This is a genomic window from Pseudochrobactrum albidum (assembly GCF_051851455.1).
Taxonomy (GTDB): Bacteria; Pseudomonadota; Alphaproteobacteria; order Rhizobiales; family Rhizobiaceae; genus Pseudochrobactrum.
In genome coordinates, this window is the sequence record NZ_JBPVTR010000017.1 from 126,327 (window position 1) to 142,767 (window position 16,441).

General features: G+C 50.9%; 15 protein-coding genes, 1 tRNA gene and 2 pseudogenes. 6 read left to right on the forward strand and 12 right to left on the reverse strand.

All coding sequences use genetic code 11. The annotated features are described in order from the left end of the window. Positions 1-48 precede the first annotated feature (48 nt). The 10 genes from ACSTTO_RS02845 to ACSTTO_RS02890 form a co-directional block, all read right to left on the reverse strand. On the reverse strand, positions 49-495 hold the full coding sequence (locus ACSTTO_RS02845; protein WP_439271619.1) for a pseudoazurin: 447 nt from the start codon (positions 493-495) through the stop codon (positions 49-51). A 119-nt stretch (positions 496-614) separates the two neighbouring features. Continuing rightward, on the reverse strand, positions 615-1,313 hold the full coding sequence (locus ACSTTO_RS02850; RefSeq protein ID WP_439271620.1) for a Crp/Fnr family transcriptional regulator: 699 nt from the start codon (positions 1,311-1,313) through the stop codon (positions 615-617). A 144-nt stretch (positions 1,314-1,457) separates the two neighbouring features. After that, entirely contained in the window at positions 1,458-2,342 is an 885-nt protein-coding gene (locus tag ACSTTO_RS02855; protein WP_439271621.1) for an ABC transporter permease subunit, read from the reverse strand. Then, positions 2,339-3,259 (reverse strand): glutathione ABC transporter permease GsiC, encoded by a 921-nt coding sequence (gsiC, locus tag ACSTTO_RS02860; RefSeq protein WP_439271622.1) that lies wholly within the window; start codon positions 3,257-3,259, stop codon positions 2,339-2,341. The genes ACSTTO_RS02855 and gsiC overlap by 4 nt, the downstream gene beginning before the upstream one ends. Positions 3,260-3,370: 111 nt before the next feature. Next, positions 3,371-4,900, reverse strand: a complete 1,530-nt coding sequence (locus ACSTTO_RS02865) for a glutathione ABC transporter substrate-binding protein (RefSeq protein ID WP_439271623.1) — start codon at positions 4,898-4,900, stop codon at positions 3,371-3,373. Between the two features lie 26 nt (positions 4,901-4,926). Next, entirely contained in the window at positions 4,927-6,813 is a 1,887-nt protein-coding gene (locus tag ACSTTO_RS02870; RefSeq protein WP_439271624.1) for a dipeptide ABC transporter ATP-binding protein, read from the reverse strand. Continuing rightward, positions 6,794-7,687, reverse strand: a complete 894-nt coding sequence (locus tag ACSTTO_RS02875) for a MurR/RpiR family transcriptional regulator (RefSeq protein ID WP_439271625.1) — start codon at positions 7,685-7,687, stop codon at positions 6,794-6,796. The genes ACSTTO_RS02870 and ACSTTO_RS02875 overlap by 20 nt, the downstream gene beginning before the upstream one ends. Before the next feature lie 168 nt (positions 7,688-7,855). Beyond that, positions 7,856-9,319, reverse strand: a complete 1,464-nt coding sequence (gene pdxR / locus ACSTTO_RS02880; protein WP_439271626.1) for a MocR-like pyridoxine biosynthesis transcription factor PdxR — start codon at positions 9,317-9,319, stop codon at positions 7,856-7,858. Positions 9,320-9,420: 101 nt separating this feature from the next. Next, a complete protein-coding gene (locus tag ACSTTO_RS02885; protein WP_439271627.1) occupies positions 9,421-10,098 on the reverse strand; it encodes an MOSC domain-containing protein in 678 nt (225 codons plus the stop codon). A 130-nt stretch (positions 10,099-10,228) separates the two neighbouring features. Continuing rightward, positions 10,229-11,305, reverse strand: a complete 1,077-nt coding sequence (locus ACSTTO_RS02890) for an SbmA/BacA-like family transporter (RefSeq protein WP_439271628.1) — start codon at positions 11,303-11,305, stop codon at positions 10,229-10,231. Positions 11,306-11,705: 400 nt separating this feature from the next. Between ACSTTO_RS02890 and ACSTTO_RS02895 the strand changes: the two genes are divergently transcribed. The 5 genes from ACSTTO_RS02895 to ACSTTO_RS02915 all read left to right on the forward strand — a co-directional run bounded on the left by ACSTTO_RS02895 (position 11,706) and on the right by ACSTTO_RS02915 (position 15,191). Continuing rightward, on the forward strand, positions 11,706-13,373 hold the full coding sequence (locus ACSTTO_RS02895) for a carbon starvation CstA family protein (RefSeq protein WP_439271645.1): 1,668 nt from the start codon (positions 11,706-11,708) through the stop codon (positions 13,371-13,373). Between the two features lie 19 nt (positions 13,374-13,392). Continuing rightward, complete coding sequence (locus tag ACSTTO_RS02900) at positions 13,393-13,677, forward strand: cory-CC-star protein (RefSeq protein ID WP_439271629.1); 285 nt, start codon at positions 13,393-13,395, stop codon at positions 13,675-13,677. Between the two features lie 2 nt (positions 13,678-13,679). Next, positions 13,680-14,654 carry an ArsA family ATPase gene (locus ACSTTO_RS02905; protein ID WP_439271630.1) on the forward strand — a complete coding sequence of 325 codons (975 nt, stop codon included), beginning with the start codon at positions 13,680-13,682 and terminating at the stop codon, positions 14,652-14,654. Between the two features lie 225 nt (positions 14,655-14,879). Then, positions 14,880-15,047: a hypothetical protein gene (locus ACSTTO_RS02910; RefSeq protein WP_439271631.1), complete on the forward strand. Its 168-nt coding sequence runs from the start codon at positions 14,880-14,882 to the stop codon at positions 15,045-15,047. Between the two features lie 68 nt (positions 15,048-15,115). Beyond that, positions 15,116-15,191, forward strand: a tRNA-Phe gene (locus tag ACSTTO_RS02915). 36 nt (positions 15,192-15,227) lie between these two features. Here ACSTTO_RS02915 and ACSTTO_RS02920 read toward each other — a convergent pair. Then, the gene (locus ACSTTO_RS02920; RefSeq protein WP_439271646.1) at positions 15,228-15,446 is read right to left on the reverse strand and encodes a transposase; all 219 of its coding nucleotides are present in this window, start codon (positions 15,444-15,446) and stop codon (positions 15,228-15,230) included. Between the two features lie 5 nt (positions 15,447-15,451). Next, positions 15,452-15,985: pseudogene (locus ACSTTO_RS02925) on the reverse strand (IS5 family transposase); the annotation flags it as partial. A gap of 96 nt (positions 15,986-16,081) precedes the next feature. On the opposite strand from ACSTTO_RS02925, the pseudogene ACSTTO_RS02930 reads away from it, so the two are divergent. Continuing rightward, positions 16,082-16,332: pseudogene (locus tag ACSTTO_RS02930) on the forward strand (integrase core domain-containing protein); the annotation flags it as partial. Positions 16,333-16,441 lie beyond the last annotated feature (109 nt).

Below are 16,441 nucleotides of genomic sequence, written 5' to 3' on the forward strand. Positions count from 1 at the left end.
CTTTTATGGCATGAAAGCCTTTACGTGCCCTTTCGGGCAGAAACGGAGTTATTTCTGTGCCTCGGCGATTGCTTTTTCCAGGCGCTTTTGCACAGGCTTTGGTTTTTTGGCCGCAACAATAGTATCCAGATTGGCCGGATTATCGCCCACAACAATCAATGCGGCCATACCCATGGAATAATGTGGTGTGCATTTAACCAGATAGGCACCATCCTGCTTTACGGTCAGCGTAAAGTTTTCATTGATCTTGCTTTTGAACGGCTCTGCCCCTTCAGGGATCATATCTTTCACAGATTCAACATTATGCCCTTTATCTGTGGGTATGAAGATGATGTTATCACCCGGATTTGCCTTGATATAAGCAGGCTCAAACACCATGGCGCCTTCTGCGCCTTTATTGAGCATATGCACTTCAATATCAGCCGCCATGGCCGGCATTGCCAATAGGGTAAAAATGCCCGCTGTCAGAGAAAGTTTTGTAGCGGTCAGTGTCATTTTCGTCTCCGGTATAAAATTACAGTCTCGCGGCTGGAAAGATTCATATGTCGCACCACATTTTATCTCTTTGTCGGAGCGCAAATAAAGTTGAAAATTATCCGAAACTTTAAATATTTTTATGCCTGATCATCATTTTTTCCTGCCAGTTTTTCAAGGCCGGGCAGGTTGCAAATCATCAGCATCTGGCGGCCGCCTTTCACCAGCCCTCTGGTTTCCCAGTGGCTGATAATGCGTGATACGGTGTGCAGGGTTGTGCCGGTCATCTCGGCAATATCCTGACGTGAAAGCGGAAAATCAATACGAATATTATTGCCATCACGAATGCCTGCCTGCTGCGCAAGACGAATAACCGCATGAGCAATGCGGCGTTCCACCTCCTGAGTGGACATTTCGCGGATGCGTTTATGCGCCTGATCAAGCCTTTGGCCAATCATTTGCATTGTATTGATTGCCAAAGCCGGATTGCGTGCCAGAAAATCATGCATCATTTCCATCGGCCAGGCCAGTACAACGCTGTCGGTTACAGCAAGCGGCGTGCCCGGATATTCCGTGTGACCGATAGCCATGGCAAAGCCGAACAGATCGCCCGGATGCACAATGCGCACAATCAATTGCTGCCCGTCTGTGGTTACCTGTGTAACTTTCAGCCGGCCTTCCAGCAGAAGATAGAACAGGCCGGCCTTTTCACCCTGTTCAAAAACCTTGGTGCCTTTTGGCACGTCACGCTTCACAGCATTGGCGAGCAATTGTTCCAGTGCGGATTCTTCCATTCCTGCAAATAGTGGTAATGTGCGCATCTGCGCCTGATCAATCATGCCTGTTCTCTAAATTTGCCTCAGCCGGAATATTTACAAATTTTGTTGAATTATAAGGCGGTAAATTCAAGATGGGTAGTTATATAAACACAAAAGCGGTGCAAGCAATTGCACCGCTTTTGTAGCACTGCCGGTTTGCAGATATCAGTCAGAGCGCAGTTTCGGATCCAGCGCATCGCGCAGGCCGTCACCAAACAGGTTAAAGCCAAGTACGGTTACAAAAATCGCAATACCGGGAAACAATGTCAGGTGATCGGCAACACCCATATAGGTGCGGCCATCAGCCAGCATGGCGCCCCATTCAGGGCTTGGCGGTTGTGCGCCAAGGCCGATGAAGGAGAGGGACGCAGCCGTGAGAATGGACGTGCCGATACGCATGGAGAAATAAACGATCACATTTGGCAAGGTGCCCGGCAGAATATGGCGCATCATGATGATGCGGTTTTTTACGCCGATTGCACGGGATGCATCTACATATACCGTTTGTTTGAGTTGCAATGTGGTGCCGCGGGCAAGGCGGGCAAAGACCGGAACCGAGAAAATCGCTACCGCATAGATCACATTGGTGATACCAGGCCCCAGAATGGCAATAACCGCAATGGCCAGCAAGATGCCGGGAAAAGCCAGCAGCAGATCACAAAGGCGCATAATCGCGGAATCGATCCATTTGCCGTAAAAGCCGGAAATAATGCCAAGGGACACGCCGGCCAGTGCACCAAGGGTGACAGAGAGAAAACCGACGGACAGCGAGATGCGCGCACCCCAGATGATACGGCTGAAAATATCGCGCCCATAGGCATCCGTGCCCGCTAAATGTGCCATGCTCGGGCCTTGCAGCACGGCATTATAATCGGGCAGACTTGGATCATAAGGGGCAACAAAAGGTGCAAAAACCGCAACCAGCACCAATATAATAATGAAGAGAAGCGCAACCACCGCCACTTTTTGCTTTTTAAAGCGGCGCCAGAATTCTGCCAGAGGTTTGCGCATTTTTTCGGTGGGTTCCACCACAGCAGTTGTCGCACTCATTTGTAGCGGATCTCCGGATTTGCGAAGGCGTAAAGCACATCAACCAGCATGTTAATAAAGATAAATTGCAGCGAGAACAGCAGGATCAGCGCCTGAATAACCGGATAGTCACGATAGGAGACTGAATCCACCAGCAGACGGCCGACACCCGGCCATGAAAACACGCTTTCCACCACAATGGAGCCGCCGAGAAGGAAGCCGAATTGCAGACCCACCATGGTGATGATCGGAATAAGCGCATTGCGCAGTGCATGTTTCCAGATCACGCGCCGTTCCGGCACGCCTTTGGCGCGCGCAGTGCGCACATAATCTTCACGGGCAATCTCAATAAAGGAAGAACGTGTAAAACGCGCCATAACAGCGGCAACGCCCACACCAAGGGTAAAGGAAGGCATAACATAATGCTGCCATGTGCCGTAACCGCCGGTCGGCAGCCAGCCAAGATGCACGGAAAACAGGTTGATCAGCAACAGGCCAAGCCAGAAAGGCGGAAAGGAGATGCCTGAAACCGCAATAACCATACCGGCATAATCCGGCCATTTACCGCGCTTGACCGCAGAGATAACCCCGATGAGGAGGCCAAAGATCGTTGACCAGATCATGGCAAAGAGTGTCAGCCAGACCGTTGGCATCAGGCGGGCGCCGATCTCTTCTGTGACTGTGCGGCGTGTTTTCAGTGAAATGCCGAAATCGCCCTGCACAGCGCGGGTGATATAGCGGGTGAACTGCTCGGGCAACGGCTTGTCCAGGCCGAGAGAGGAGCGCACGGCAGCAACATCCTGCGGGCTGGCATCAGGGCCTGCCACAAGGCGGGCAGGGTCGCCCGGCAACATATGCACAAAGGCAAAAACACAAACCATCACCATCACAATGACAGGAATGGTGGCCAACAGCCGTTTGATAAGATAGGCAAACATGGATTCCCTTCCGGAAAGATACGTGCCGGCCTTTGCAAGCTATGCCGAAAATATTAAACGGTTTCCGGCATATGCGTCAAAGTCAGGGCCAGCACGTTATTTCACGCGCTGTTACTCAGCGAATGTTGCTTCTTCAAGCAGGAAACCGCGATCAGGCAGCATATAGACACCTGAGAGGTTTTTGCTTTTGGCCGAGATATTCTGGTTTACACCAAGGAAAATCCAGGGTGCGCCTTCCCAGGCCACTTTTTGGGCTTCGGCATAGAATTGTGCCCGTTTTTCAGGATCAGCCGTGCTGATAGCACCTTCAATCGCAGCATCAACCTTGGCATCTTTATAATAGGCTACGTTAAACATTGCCGGCGGGAAGCTCTGGCTGTAAAGCAGCGGGCGGATACCCCAGTCGGCATCACCGGTGGATGCTGACCAGCCGCCATAATACATCTGCACGGTTGCATCTTCAGGTTTTTCAACCGACCAGATTTTCTGGGCGGCAACGCCGGCCTCAAGCGGCAGAACATTGACCTTGACATTGATCTGCGCCAGCTGCTGCTGAATGAACTGAACAGCGCGGATCGCTTCTGTGTTGGAGCCGGCCCAGAGTTCCGTTTCAAAGCCGGCTTCAAGGCCTGCTTCTTTCATCAGCTCTTTGGCTTTGTCGAGATTATAGTCGTAATCGCCGGCTTTAACGTGGAATGCCAGATTTTTAGGGATGATAGAATCTGCAGGCTCGCACAGATCATTATAAACAATCTTGCAATAGGCCTTTTTATCAACGGCATAGTTTAATGCCTGACGTACGCGCACATCATCAAATGGTTTTTTAAGATTATTGAGCGCAACATACCATTCGACAATAGAGGGGTCTTTATCCACCTCAACATTCGGGTTCTTTTCCGCAACCTGCATCAATTCCGGCGGGAAAGAGGGAATAAACTGGGCTTCACCGGTTTGCAACATGGCAAAACGGGCGCCGGATTCCGGTACAGAACGGATGGTTACGCCGTCAACTTTTGGCAGGCCGTCTTTCCAGTAATTGTCATTCTTGACAACTTCCAGCGTATCCGCACCCCAGTGCTTGAACTTGAACGGGCCGGTGCCGACCGGATTGCGGTCAATATCCTTGCCGTATTTTTCCAAAGCCGCGGGCGAGATCATCATTGCACCGGGATGGGCAAGGGAGGCAATCATCGCACCGAAAGGCTCCTTGAGCACCAGTTTAACGGTGGCATCATCAACAATCTGCACTTCCTTGACCATGGAGACAAGGCTGCGGCGTGACAGTTTGTTGTCGGGATTGGCAAGACGCTCAATATTTACCTTAACAGCCTGTGCGTTAAAATCCGCGCCGTCATGGAATTTGATGCCCTTGCGCAGCTTGATGGTGAATTCAGTTGCATCATCATTGGCTTCATAGCTTTCAGCAAGAAGCGGGATGAGCTTCATATCCTTGTCAAAGCCGAACAGACCCTGATAAACCAAGCGAAGCGAGGTCTGTGACAGGGTATCATTGATATTTGTCGGATCGAGACCCGTCAGATTGTTCGGCACTGCAACGGTGAGCGATTTTGCCCAGACCGCCCCCGGCAGCATGATAGCGGCAGCAAGTGCCGATGACAGCAGGATTGATTTCAGTTTCATTATTTTTTCTCCTTCCTCAGATAAATTTAAAAATCGCCGATCGGGTGGCGGGCAACAAAATGCCCCGGTTCCACTTCAACCAAAGGTTCAACAAGGGGCATATCATCGGGCTTGCGCACCGGACTTGGAATTTCGCCCTCAATCAGCGGCCTGTTGCGGTCGCGCCGCGCCGGATCGGCAATCGGCACCGCAGAAAGCAGGCGGCGGGTATAGGCATGTTGCGGATTTTCAAAAATCTGGCGGCGCGCGCCGATTTCCACAATTTGCCCCAGATACATTACGGCAACACGGTGTGAAACGCGCTCAACCACAGCCATATCATGACTGATGAAAATATAGGACAGGCCGCGTTTTTCCTGCAAATCCATGAGCAGGTTGATCACCTGCGCCTGAATGGACACATCCAGTGCGGCCACAGCCTCATCTGTGATAAGAATATCCGGATCACCGGCCAGGGCGCGGGCAATGCAGATGCGCTGGCGCTGCCCGCCGGAGAACTGGTGCGGATAGCGGCGCGCATGTTCCGGTTGCATGCCCACATCGCGCAATAATTGCACAACCCGATCCTCAATTTCACTGCCTTTGGCAAGGCCGTGGGTGATCAGCGGCTCCGCAATAGAAAAGCCGACTGTCAGGCGCGGATCAAGCGAGGCGAATGGATCCTGAAACACATATTGAATCTTGCGCCGGATGCCGAGTTTTTCAGCACCGCTCATGCTGAAAATGTTTTTACCACGATAATTAACTGCACCGGATGTGGCCTGTTGCAACATCATCAATGTGCGGCCGGTGGTGGATTTTCCGCAGCCGGATTCCCCCACAAGCGCCAGCGTCTCACCCTGATGCAGGTCAAAATTTACATGTTCAACCGCATGAACCCTGCCGGCAAGTCTGGAGAAAAAACCGCGGCGGATATCAAAACGGGTTACAAGGTCACGCACCTGCAAAACCGGCACACCGGACTGCACGGTGCTTTGCGGCGGGGCAATCTCATATTGAGCGGCCTGATCTGCGTCCTGATCAGCCTTAAGCATTGGAAAACGGCGCGGCAGGTCTTCCCCGTTTAAAGCGCCAAGGCGCGGCACGGCAGCCTGCAAAGCGCGGGTATAGGGGTGTTGTGGTGCTTTGAAAATTTCTTCAACACTGCCTTCTTCAACCTTCTCGCCATGGCGCATCACCAGCACACGGTCGGCCACTTCCGCCACAACGCCCATATCATGGGTGATGAACAGAACCGCCATGCCCATTTCTTCCTGAAGCAGACGGATCAGACGCAGAATCTGTGCCTGAATGGTGACATCAAGTGCGGTTGTCGGCTCATCGGCAATCAGCAATTTGGGCTTGCAGGACAAAGCCATTGCGATCATTACACGCTGGCGCATGCCGCCGGAGAGCTGGTGCGGGTGGCGGTCAAGCAGGCGCTTTGCATCAGGAATGCGTACTTTTTCCAGCATGCGCAAGGCTTCAGCGCGGGCTTCTGCGGCAGAGCAGTTCTGGTGCAGGCGCACGGCTTCTGCGATCTGCTCGCCCACGGTAAAGACCGGATTGAGCGATGTCATCGGCTCCTGAAAAATCATGGCAATATCATTGCCGCGCACTTTCTCCATTGCCTTCAGGGAATAGCGGGCAAGGTCGGTGGTGCGGCCGTCATTGCCGGTAAAATGAATGCCGCCCTCGGTGATTTTGCCGCCGCCATTTTCCACCAGACGCATAATAGCAAGCGAGGTTACAGATTTGCCGGAGCCGGATTCACCAACCACAGCCAATGTTTCCCCGGCTTTAATTTCAAAAGAGAGATTTTTAACCGCGCGGAAAGTGCTCTCGTCACCTTTAAAATCAACGCTGATATTATCAACGCGGATGACAGGGGCGGCAGCTGGCGCTGTCTGCGGGTTACTCGGCTTCACTGACATCCGTGATCCTCGTCTTGCATTGCGGCTGATTATGATCATCCGCATAAAAATAGGGCATGAGAAAACGTGTCATCGATACGGCATCGGACACGCTTTGATGATGAGCCGCCAAAATGGCGAGAATTGTTTCAAATGCCGCAAGGGCGGCAATGCCGGAACTGTGCAGAACCGGATGATCTGCGGGAATGAGAACCTGTTCCTGACTGAGGGCGCAAAGCGGGGAATACGCGCCATCTGTTACCGCGATGCAATAGGTGCCGCGACCGCGCGCCAGTTTCATAAAATCCACCGTTGCCTGCGAATAACGCGGCAAGGCCATGGCTATCAGCAAATCCTCAGGCCCGAGCCCCGCAATTTTAAGTGCAACGCGCTCCATGCCGCTATCGCCGGTGAGCATAATTTGCGAACGGGTAAAAGGCAGCAGCCTGTCAGCAAAAAGCTGTAACAGATTGGCGCTGACACCAAAGCCGAGAAAAGCAACACGCTGTGCGCTTTGAATACGCATGGCAACATGTTCCCAAACGGGGCTTTCCTGTTGCTGGGCGAGTGTTTCCAACAACTCACGGGCATTTTTGAAAGAGGCTTCCACCACCTGTCGCGGCGGATGCTGGCGGGCACGGCCGATATTTTCAACCGGCTTCAGCAATGATTGATAACCCTGCACTGCATAAGCACGAAATTCCGTAAAACCATTCAGGCCAAGCGCCTTGACAAAACGTGTAATGGTTGCTGCCGAGGTTTCGGTTGCCGCAGCCAGTTCCTCAATACCCATTGTTGCGACCGGAAACGGGTTGGTCAGCACAAAATCAGCGATTTTTTGCTGATTGACTGTCAAACGCACCCAATGCGCCTCTATAAGAGCCGGCAGTCTCACCCGAATCCTCCCTTAATGTTCCCCTTGTAAAAATTTTTATCAGAAAATGAGCGCAATGAAAATCTTTTTCATTGCGAAATGCATAAAATAATTACTGCAACAACTGAATTGCGCCCGCTCGCCTCGCGGCAGGACATGGGAGGGGTAAAAATTTGTATGAGGTAATATTTATGGTCTGGTTTTGACCAGTATCTGCATGGCACGGCTTAGCTCGGCCTCATTATGGCTGGCAAAGCCAATGCGGAATGCCTGCGCAGGCCTGCTGCCTTGCGGTGTAAAATGCCTGCCCGATAAAATATTCAGACCCGCTTGCGCCGCTCTTGCTGCCCAGTCCTCAGCATTGATATGCGGAGCAAGCCGCAGCCAGATAGCCAGCCCGCCTGCAGGCAATGTAAAGTCTGAAATATCGCCCAGTCCGGTTTTAAGCAAATCTGCCAGAAAATCCCGCCTTGCATGATAAATCCGCCGTGCTTTGCGGGCATGACGCTTGATTGTGCCGTCTGCCAGCAGATTGCCAAGGGCAAGTTCCAGCGGCAAATCCCCTTGCCGGTCGATTGCCTCACGGTGAACGGTCATAAGTTTGAGAATATGCGGGGCAGCCACCACATAGCCGATACGGATGCCGGGTGCCATCAGCTTGGACAAAGAGCCAAGATAGATGATTGTTATATCTTCACCGGCATGAGCCATCAGCGGCAGCACAGGCCTGGCATCATAGCGATATTCATTATCATAATCATCTTCAATAATGGTCAGGCCATAGCGGCGCGCAATATCCAGCAACCGCAGGCGCCGTGCTGCGCCAAGGGTAACTGTGGTCGGATATTGATGATGCGGGGTCAGATAAACGGCTTTCAGATCCTTATCAGCGGCCGCCATTGCCTCCAATGCGTCTGTATCTATGCCGTTTTCATCAACCGCAACAGGTGCAATCTGCGCACCGGCTGCCTGAAAGGCCGCCCATGCAAGCCTGTAACCCGGTTTTTCAACGGCGATTTTGGTGCCTGCTATACTTGCTGAGAGGCCGCTTCCTGATTGTGTGATTGCCTTTGCAGCCAGAAACAGCGCCATCTGACTGCCCCTAGTGATAAGAATATCTTGTTTTGTTGCAACAATGCCGCGCTCATTATTGAGATAGGCGGCAAGATTTTCCCGCAGGGACGGGTTGCCGGCCGGATCGCCATAGGTGTTGTTATGGGTAAAGCTGACGCTGATCAACGCCCGCCGGAAGGCCTGTGCAAAAGCTGTGGCAGGCAACAGGCGCACATCCGGCGCTCCATCAGATAAACGGCATAAAACGGGCGGTATGGTCTGCATCTGTGCAAAAGAGCGGCTGATCGTATTTTCAGCTGTTGCAGCCTTGGAAATATCCGGCAAATCTTCGGCCACAAATGTGCCGCGGGATGGTTTGGCAGTGAGCCAGCCCTGCATGGTTAATTCATGATAGGCGGCATCAACAGTATTACGGTTTAATTTAAGGTTTTTTGCGAGTGAACGTGTGCCGGGCAGGGCGCTGCCAGGCCGCAGGCGGCCGCGTTCGATCTCCTCGATGATTGCCCGCGCAAGCGCCAGAAAAATCGGTTCCTTTTCCCTTGCCGCGATTTCAATTGCAAGTGCTCTGCCTTTTCCCATTATCGCCCTGAAAAATAATTGACATTTCTTTGTACAAGATTGCGCCGGAAAATCTGCAGGATGCCGGCATGGCGTGGCTGATATTATCAGGATCGGAGCAATCAGCCCTCAAGCCGGCGCGACCAATCTTCAACCTTGCGTGCGGCAATGCGTTTTTGCGCATAAGCCCGCCAGTTTTGCGCCAGATATTCCAGCCCTGCCATAGCGGAAAGTTCGTCATAATTGAGCATATCCACATAAAGAACATGCCATGTCCGGTGAATTGTCCAATCCGGTGAGGGGCGCTCTATGCAAAGCAGCCTGTCTCCGGCTTCCACAAAACCTTCCTGTAAAACCCGGTAATACCAGCCTGTGCGGCCGCTGCGCTGCACCCGCAAGGCCATATCTTTGGTATCAAAGCGCAGATTGAGCTTCCAGCAGGGCTGGCGCCCCTGGCTGACCTGAATAATCGCGCCGCCTGCCTGAAAAATATCGCCAATGGCAATATCATGCTCTGTGAGGCCGGAAGTGGAGATATTCTCACCAAAAGCACCCGCCTGATTGAGCACAGGCTTTATGCCAATTTCCTTCTGCCATAACGGATAATGTTCATAAGCATAATGATGAACGGCCTTTTCCGCCCCGCCATGATTTTTACGGTCTCCTTGTGCATCACTGATAAATCCCTCGCGGCCAAGCCAGATTTTGCCGCTTACAGCTGTTTTGTGAATGGCGCTTGGAGCGGCGCGCGGGCCAAATGCAACGACAGAGCCGGTGAGAAGCTTATTGATCAGGCACATAATAAAACCTTGAAATTTTATAATATTACGGCAGGATTGAAGCACAAAGCCGCCATAACCGTCTCTTCAATAGTGTCAAATAATGCAAAATTGATGGGCCGGTTTTAATATGCCGGACAGGCCGGATTGTTCAAGTTGATTTTTTGCTGATCAATACGGTATGAAAACCGGTAATACGCAGCAAATGCGCCCGCCATTCTGCAATAGCCTGATAATTATTGACATACCAACGCAGCGAAGAATAAACCTGATTAAACGCGCCAACGGTCATCATCAAGCCGCCGAAATTCAAATCGCCGGCAAAATAGATGGGTGCCGCAGCCAAAATCGGCACAATAATTGCGAGCCAGCCAAAGCCGGCTGAAATCCATGTCAGGTTTGTCTCCAGCCGGATCAGTTTTTTTATGCTGAGATAAAGTTTTTCAAATCCGCTGTGCAAAAAGATGCTTTCCTGCTTTGCCTGTTCTTCAGGCAAAGCCTGCTTATTACGGCTGACTGTTGCAACAAGCGCAGATCTGAACTCCGCCTCCTGTGCTTCATGCACCGCATTAAGCCGGATCAGGTCGCGTCCTGTCAGCCTGCTTAATGCGGTGGCCACCCCCACATAAAGCACTGCGGTCCAAACCATATAGCCCGGTATAGTAAAATTTGAGCCATTCAGGTGAAAGACAAAGCCTGCGGAAACATTCCACAATATTCCGATAAAGCTGAACAGCAAAATGGATGACTGGATAAACCCGATTGCCAGACCGGTGGTGGAATCTGCAAGTTGCCGCGTATCCTGATGGATGCGCTGATCGGGATTTTGCGCATAAAGGCCGGATTGATCAGTGCCTGATAGCGTATAATTGTGCAGCCAGTTTTTAATCAGACTTTTAACCACAGCCTTGCGCATGATGAGCGACAGGGTTTGCTGCGACCAGTTCTGGGCAACATTAAGCGTGAGAAGCCCTGCTACAATAAGGAGAAATATTTTCAACTGGCGGATAAATTCAGGCAAATTGCGCTGCTCAATGGCATTATAAAAAGGGATGTTCCATTGATTAAGCGCAACCTGCCCATAGGCGGTGCCGAGCAGGATAAGCAAAAGAGCGGATGAGAGCGCGACCAGTTTCCAGAATTCTTCTGAACTGTTGAGCAGCCTGCGCAGGATGCCAAGCTGGGCAAAAAACGAAATTTCCGGCTGAGGTTCCTGAGAATTTGGCACCGGCAGTTTCTTTCAGCTGATGATCTGGTGATTGCCTGTACCTGCAAAATAATAAAATTTATAAATCTCTGCCAGCGGATAATTTGTTTATACGGCTTATTCGTAACAGCCGTTCATTTTATGCGCCTGCAGTACATATCTGTCTTAATATTCATAAATAAGATAACAATGTTGCTTGCACATGGAAAATATTTCATTAATAATTTGTGCCGGTTATGCGGAAATGATGCTTCTGCCAAAAGCAAGTGAATGCTTGAAGGGGTATGAGCAGAATTTTCTAAGCTGAATTATAGAATAAGCGAAATGATATTACGTAATATATTATTTTATAAAGTTCAGCAGATAACGGAATTTTAAAAGTAAAAATCGGCTTGCTATGGGAGGATATGGTTTGAGCGCGATGATACTTGTACTTATCGGCCTGGCCGCGTTTGCAGCGGGGTATTTCGTTTATTCGAAATATGTTGCTGAACGCATCTATGCCCTTGATCCGGAATATCAGACACCGGCTCATGCCATGAAGGACGGCGTTGATTATGTGCCGACAAACAAATTCGTTTTATGGGGGCATCATTTTACCTCTGTTGCCGGCGCGGCTCCCATTGTCGGCCCTGCCATTGCGGTGATCTGGGGCTGGGCACCGGCTTTTCTCTGGGTTGTGCTCGGTACGGTGTTTTTTGCCGGCGTGCATGATTTTGGCGCATTATGGGCAAGTGTGCGCAATCGCGGACGCTCAATCGGCGCGTTGACAGAAAATGTGCTTGGCGGCCGCGCCCGTTCCATTTTCATGGCGGTCATCTTCCTGCTTCTGTTGATGGTGAATGCGGTTTTTGCGGTTGTTATTGCCGGATTGCTGGTTAATTTCCCCACTTCCGTCATTCCTATCTGGGGTGCGATTGCTGTGGCCATTGTCATCGGTCAGTTGATCTATCGCCATGGTGTCGGGCTGCTCTGGCCATCGGTTATCGGCGTGATCGTGCTTTATGCGCTGATCTTTATCGGGCAGTCCTATCCGATCAGCCTGCCGGAATCTTTCCTCGGCATGAGCCCGATGGTGCAATGGATTCTCTATCTTTTCATCTATGCGGGTATTGCCTCGCAATTGCCGGTCTGGATGCTGTTGCAACCGCGTGATTATATTAACGGGCTTCAGCTTTTTGTTGGCCTCATCCTGCTTTATGGCGCAACCCTGATTGCCCAGCCGGAAATTGTGGTGCCTGCATTCAATGCCGATGTGCCGGCGGGTACGCCAAGTATTGTGCCATTGCTTTTTGTGACTATTGCCTGTGGTGCTATTTCGGGTTTCCATGGCCTGGTCTCTTCCGGCACATCATCAAAACAGCTTGATAAGGAACCGGATGCCCGTTTTGTCGGTTATTTCGGCGCTGTTGGCGAAGGCATGCTGGCACTGGCCGCTATCATTGCCTGTACGGCAGGTTTTGCATCCTATGAAGCCTGGCAGGGTGTCTATACGAAATTTTCTGCCGGCGGCGTGACAGCTTTTGTTGAAGGCGGCGCTAATATCCTGTCTGCGGGCACGGGGCTTGGCGTTGGCATTGCCGCAACCATTCTGACGGTGATGGCAGCGCTCTTTGCCGGAACAACTATGGATACCGGTCTGCGCTTGCAACGCTATGTCATTCAGGAAGTGGGTGAGATCACCAATATCAAGCCTTTGCAGGGGGGCACTGTGGCAACTCTTGTTGCTTTGGCAACCTGTCTTGCACTGGCCTTTGGTGCGGGCACCGGCGGCAGCGGCGGCATGCTGATCTGGCCACTTTTCGGCACAACAAACCAGTTGCTTGCCGGCCTCACACTTGCCATTGTTGCAGTGATGCTTCTGCGGATGAAGCGTCCGGTTCTGCCGGTTTTGCTGCCTCTCGCCTTTGTGTTGATTATGTCAATCCTTGCACTGTTCATCCAGCTGGGAACATTCTTTGCAAATGCGCAATGGCTGTTGTTTGGCTTGGGGATGGTTGTTCTTGGCGCGGCACTTGTTGTGGCGTTGGAGGCTGTTTTGGCAATGCGCAGGGAATATACACAAACAGCTGTTGACCCGGCAGAATAATATTTGCGGAAATAGTGATATGTCTGCAAAATTCAACAAGGAAAAACTGGCGGCGCTGTTCAGCGCCGTCTCCGAAGGGCTTGGCGAATTTTACGCAGCCCCCTACAGGCGCACATTTGCAAAAGCCAAACGCGAGGAGGATGATCTCTTCATGATGCTGGTTTTTTCAGAAAGTTTAGGCATTCCCAATCCTGCCACCTATTATACTTTGGAGCTGATGCCTGAGCTTTATGATCGTTATCATGACTGGCATTTGCGCATGGGCATGGAGCATTCGCCGTTAGATGGTTTTCGATGCTGCTGAATATGTTGAAAAATCGCAAAGTGTTGTTTTTTGGCGGTAAGGGCGGCGTTGGAAAAACAACACTTGCCAGTGCCACGGCCGCAGGGCTTGCAGAAAAGGGGCGGCGTGTTCTGGTGGTTTCAACCGATCCGGCGCATAATCTCGGCCATTTATGGGAGCGCGAGATTGGTGCGGGTTCTGTCGCACTCATGGCCGGCCTTGATGGTATGGAGCTTGATCCGGCAAGCACGGTGAATGAGCATCTCAAACTGGTTGAGAATTCACTGCGCAAAATGATGCCGGAGCGGCTGCATAAAGAAATCAGACGCCATCTGGATCAGGCGCGTGAGGCGCCGGGCATGGTTGAGGCGGCCTTGCTGGAGCGCATTGCTGTTACTCTGGAAACGGGGCTTGCGCATTATGACACCATCATTTTTGATACCGCACCAACAGGGCACACAACCAGATTGCTGGAACTGCCGGAATTAATGGCGGCATGGACGGATGGTTTGCTTAAGAACCGCGAGCGTTCAGGCAATTTCAACCGTGCGCTCAGCCAGTTCAGAGCCGTTGATGCTGATAATGATATTGGCAATAATATTTTGCATGATGCCCCTGACCGCAACCATGAAATGCGCGCGGTTTTAATGCGGCGTCAGGATCGTTTTCGTAAATTGCGTGAAATTTTGACTGATAGCGAGCAAACAGCTTTTATCATTGTGCTCACGGCGGAGCGGTTGCCGGTGCTGGAAACTATTGAGCTTTGCAAGCGGCTGCGTGATTTGCGGGTGTCTGTTGGCGGGTTGATTGTCAACCGGCGTTCACCGCGTGGTGAAAGCGCATTGTTTGATCAGCGTGCCGATCATGAAGACCGCCATCTGGAAATGCTTGTCAATGCGCTTCAGCCGGCTGTGCCGCAGATAAAACAAATACCGCTTTCCGCCAATGAAATCATCGGTATGGATGAGTTGCTCGATTTTTCTGCAGCTTATCTCTAACTTGCTGGATAATGTATTGCTTGCATTTTATCTGCACAGAAAAGCTGGCTATGGACTGTGATATTTTAATCATATGTTATGCCCTCTGGAGTGAAGCGGGCTAAAATAGAGGCCATCGGGCCACTGAAAGCACTTACTATTTTGCATTACATATATGCGAAAATCGTTTTGCGCTTTTGGCCTGCGAAACAGAAATTGCTCTTCCATGAGAGATTCGTGTGATTCATGATAAATTGGGTGCTGTTTGCTGCAAATATCCCTGCATTTTTATCTGCTGACAGGGTTTACAACAAAAAATATCCTTTAAGAATCAAGGAAAACAGGGTTTTTTTAAAAATAATTGCTGATGATCTTAAGAAAACACGTTTTGGTGCTGGACAGCAGAAAATTTAATGCTATAAACCGCTCAATTCTGACGAACAGCCAACATCGTCACTGCGGTTTCTAAAAGCTGCGAGAATGCCCGGATAGCTCAGTTGGTAGAGCAGCGGATTGAAAATCCGCGTGTCGGTGGTTCGAATCCGCCTCCGGGCACCACTTTGTCTCTTTATTGTGCATCAGAATGGGATCTAATCATATCCATGCTATGATTAGGGAAACGAGAGCGATGGCAGCGAGATAATTTATTGCAAGGCGATCATATCTCGTTGCAATGCACCGCCAATTTTTGAACCTGCAAAAGAAGCGTTCAATGACGTTTCTGAGCCTATATGCACTACGATCCAGATGATAGGTTTTTTTCGTGCTAACGAAGAAGGAATAGCTGCTTTGATGCGGGCATTGTTGAGCCAGTCTCGCAGGCTATTGGCGTTATATGCTTTGTCAGCCAAAAAGCGCTTGGTGGGGTAAGCGACTTCCAATAATGGAAATGCCATTTTGATATCAGCGATGTTTCCTGGTGTCAGACTGAAAGCGATCGGTCTGCCGCAATCATCGGCCAAGCAATGGATTTTGCTTGTTCTTCCTCCGCGCGAAGTGCCAATCGCTTGCGTCCACGCCCCCCCCCTTTTTGAGCCTTGTGTCGAACAATGCGCGTTGACGCGTATATATCTACAGAAAGCTCCTGCGGAACCGGACCTGGCCGCCATCTTTTCGAAAATACGATGCCAGCTACGCCGTTGTGCCCAACGGTGGTATCGGTTGCAGATCGTTTTCGCCAGGCCATATTTGGCCGGAACATCCCGCCGCCGGCAACCGACCTTGAGAACATTCAAGATACCAGAAATCACACGCCGATCATCGACACGGCGAGCTCCTGGTTGGTTCTTAGGCAGATGTGGTTTGGTGGCATTCCATGCAGCATCTGAAAGACAGAAAAGATCGCTCATCATGAGCCTCCCTGCTGTCAAACCAAAAAACAAACAGAAACACTCAATAAAGACAATTATTTGATCAAGTCCCCATCACAGGAAACTGACATCGAATGACACTACATCACACTAGGCAAACCAATGCAAAACAGATTTGTTGAAAGCTTCAACGGTAGTTTACGTACCGAATGCCTGAATGAGACTTTGTTCTCATCGCTCACTCAAGTACGCACCGAGATCAAAGCATGGGAGAACGATTATAACAAAACAGACCACAGTATTCATTGGGCAATTCTACGCCGAATAAGTTCGTCATAAACGCCATAAAAGCGGTTCTAGGCTCAGGACCTATTAAATTGGTTGCATGACGAGTGGTGAGTTGATTCAATGGCGACATCAGGAGGCGTTGCCATGAGTGATTTGTTTTGGTGTCGCCGGCGCAGATGCGGCGGATTGAGCCATATTTTCCACTGTCGC

Bases quoted from the DNA above. Each gene is read 5' to 3' on its own strand.
- ACSTTO_RS02845 (WP_439271619.1), bottom strand. From the start codon at position 495: ATGACACTGACCGCTACAAAACTTTCTCTGACAGCGGGCATTTTTACC.
- ACSTTO_RS02850 (WP_439271620.1), bottom strand. From the start codon at position 1,313: ATGATTGATCAGGCGCAGATGCGCACATTACCACTATTTGCAGGAATG.
- ACSTTO_RS02855 (WP_439271621.1), bottom strand. From the start codon at position 2,342: ATGAGTGCGACAACTGCTGTGGTGGAACCCACCGAAAAAATGCGCAAA.
- gsiC (WP_439271622.1), bottom strand. From the start codon at position 3,259: ATGTTTGCCTATCTTATCAAACGGCTGTTGGCCACCATTCCTGTCATT.
- ACSTTO_RS02865 (WP_439271623.1), bottom strand. From the start codon at position 4,900: ATGAAACTGAAATCAATCCTGCTGTCATCGGCACTTGCTGCCGCTATC.
- ACSTTO_RS02870 (WP_439271624.1), bottom strand. From the start codon at position 6,813: ATGTCAGTGAAGCCGAGTAACCCGCAGACAGCGCCAGCTGCCGCCCCT.
- pdxR (WP_439271626.1), bottom strand. From the start codon at position 9,319: ATGGGAAAAGGCAGAGCACTTGCAATTGAAATCGCGGCAAGGGAAAAG.
- ACSTTO_RS02885 (WP_439271627.1), bottom strand. From the start codon at position 10,098: ATGTGCCTGATCAATAAGCTTCTCACCGGCTCTGTCGTTGCATTTGGC.
- ACSTTO_RS02895 (WP_439271645.1), top strand. From the start codon at position 11,706: ATGATACTTGTACTTATCGGCCTGGCCGCGTTTGCAGCGGGGTATTTC.
- ACSTTO_RS02900 (WP_439271629.1), top strand. From the start codon at position 13,393: ATGTCTGCAAAATTCAACAAGGAAAAACTGGCGGCGCTGTTCAGCGCC.
- ACSTTO_RS02905 (WP_439271630.1), top strand. From the start codon at position 13,680: ATGTTGAAAAATCGCAAAGTGTTGTTTTTTGGCGGTAAGGGCGGCGTT.
- ACSTTO_RS02910 (WP_439271631.1), top strand. From the start codon at position 14,880: ATGATAAATTGGGTGCTGTTTGCTGCAAATATCCCTGCATTTTTATCT.